The sequence below is a fragment of the Psychroserpens sp. NJDZ02 genome (assembly GCF_004843725.1).
GTDB lineage: Bacteria > Bacteroidota > Bacteroidia > Flavobacteriales > Flavobacteriaceae > Olleya.
Map to the genome: position 1 here is coordinate 2,292,501 of NZ_CP039451.1, position 2,500 is coordinate 2,295,000.

The following is a 2,500-nucleotide window of genomic DNA, read 5'->3' on the forward strand; positions in this document are numbered from 1 at the left end:
AGACAGTTCGGTCTCTATCTACAGTGGGCGTTAGAAATTTGAGTGGATCTGACTCTAGTACGAGAGGACCGAGTTGGACTAACCTCTGGTGTATCTGTTGTTCCGCCAGGAGCATTGCAGAGTAGCTACGTTGGGAAGGGATAAGCGCTGAAAGCATATAAGCGCGAAACCCACCACAAGATGAGATTTCTTTAAAGGGTCGTAGGAGATGACTACGTTGATAGGTCATAGGTGTAAAGGCAGTAATGTCATAGCCGAGTGATACTAATAACCCATAGGCTTATTGTACGCCTGTTTTTTTACAAAGTTCAATACAGATTTTCATGAATCATTTTTTCAATATGTTATTTTATACGGTCAAGTAGTTAATACTACATACACCGAAAGATTTAAGGTGATTATAGCGATGGGGCTCACCTCTTACCATTCCGAACAGAGAAGTTAAGCCCATTTGCGCCGATGGTACTGCATTTGTGGGAGAGTAGGTCGTTGCCTTTTTAGAGAACCCTTCATATTTATTTATGAAGGGTTTTTTTGTGCCCTAAATTGTAATGAAGTAGAAGGCGGAAGTAAAGAGGGAAAAGGGAGAAGGTAAAAGGGAGGAGGCAAAAGCAAAAGGAATAAATGACTATACCTAAGTTATAAATTTAAGAAGGCAGAAGGCAATAAAAGTATTAGTGGTTATCTAAGTATATAATATTAAAATTATAAATTGTTCAATCTGGATCTTAATATTTAAAGGAGGTACTAAGTATAAAGTAAAGGTCAGAATGTATAAGTGAAAAAAGGATTAAGTCAATACGTTAGAATGCTCTATTCAAATTTGAAAGCTATAAATCTGGCCTTTTATTCTTAAAGGATGTGGCATTTGGTAGAGATTTATTAATAAGTGTTGTTTAATCAAACGACACTCAATACTGTTTATTTGTAGACGATAATATTTTCAGTCATTATAATGACCATTATAAATTGGTTAGAATCTAATATTTAAATTAGAAACCATTTAAACTGGATTTCATCCTTAAAGTATGTGTCATTTGGTAGGGATTTCTTAATAGTGTTGTTTAATTAGGCTACATTCAGTGCCGTTTATTTGTAGAGGATAATGTTTTCATTCATTATTAAGACCATTGTAAAATATTTATAATCTTATATTCAAATTAGATAAACTTTAAACTAGATCTTTAAATTAAACCATAAGTAATGTTTTTGTTCTAATTTATATTTAAGTGTTGTCGTAGACTTCATTATATAGTAAAGAATAGTATGACTAGTAGTAATTTCAATTGAGTTTTATTTTTTTCGTATGGAATTATCCTTAGATTAAACCTTGTTATATTCGTGTTTATATTGAAATTCTATTGTAAGACAAAGACACTGTAGGTGTAATTATAGGTGTAAGCATATAAAATCTAAATTTAGAGCTATTTGTTAGCTATTCTATTAAGATATCAGGATTCATACGTAAGTTAAATGTAAATTAATTACTATAAATTTTATTGTATAAACCCAAAACCCAAAACCCAAAACCCAAAACCCAAAACCCAAAACCCAAAACCCAAAACCCAAAACCCAAAACCCAAAATCTAATATATAATACGTATTGGTATATTTTGACTATAGTTTAAGAGTGTAAATAGATTATTAGAAATTTTATAATTTAATTTTTGTCTGATCGAGTTTACCTGGATTATGTTTTGTTGTAAAAGTCGTTGGTCTTAGATACTAAAATAAAATAATAAGGCTATTAAAAAGAACTATTCCGTAATGAGACTATTGTAATACTTAAGTTTTACTGAGGTGCTATATTTTTTTTGTATAATAGCCTTACAAGAAGATTATTATTTAGAAAAAAAAGCAGATTAAATATAAGACTATTTAAGATTAATAGAGGCGTAATTCAGTGTTGCAAAAGTTCTATTTTAAAGTGGATTCTTTATTAAGATAGTAAATATGGTTTGTTTTGATTCTAGTAGAACTTATTTATAGTTTTTATATTTAATGTAACTAACTAAGCATAAGGCATTAATAAGTGTGTTACCATTAAATTAAAAAAAGATTACCAAAAGGGTTGTGGGAACCAAAAAGGCTTGTATATTTGCACCCCGAAAACGACGTAACTATAACAGGTTAATTAGTGATTAAGAAAACGTTCAGAGAGTTATTATGACAGTTTAATAGAAAAGAGTCAAATCTTTTCAAATAAAGCTTGTGGGATTTAAAAAAGCGAATTATATTTGCACCCGCTTAAGGAAATAACATCTTAAGAGACAGAGAAAAAAAGTTCATAAACATATTGAATTGACAGCGTAAGAATTTAATTGGAAACGATTAGATTCAAACAAGAGAATAAGCCATTTTGAGTAAAGAAATATTTCTTTAATTGTTAAGCATATTAGTGGAAACACTTAAAAATTTAACGATGAAGAGTTTGATCCTGGCTCAGGATGAACGCTAGCGGCAGGCTTAACACATGCAAGTCGAGGGGTAACATTTTAGC

Annotated in this window: 3 rRNA genes (2 of these 3 only partly in view); all 3 read left to right on the top strand. The window is 30.6% G+C overall.

The features are described from left to right. Positions 1-288: ribosomal RNA gene (locus E9099_RS09890) — 23S ribosomal RNA — on the top strand; it begins 2,533 nt to the left of the window's first position. A gap of 102 nt (positions 289-390) precedes the next feature. Continuing rightward, positions 391-498 (top strand): 5S ribosomal RNA (gene rrf / locus E9099_RS09895). A 1,921-nt stretch (positions 499-2,419) separates the two neighbouring features. Continuing rightward, a 16S ribosomal RNA gene (locus E9099_RS09900) occupies positions 2,420-2,500 on the top strand; it runs 1,440 nt beyond the window's last position.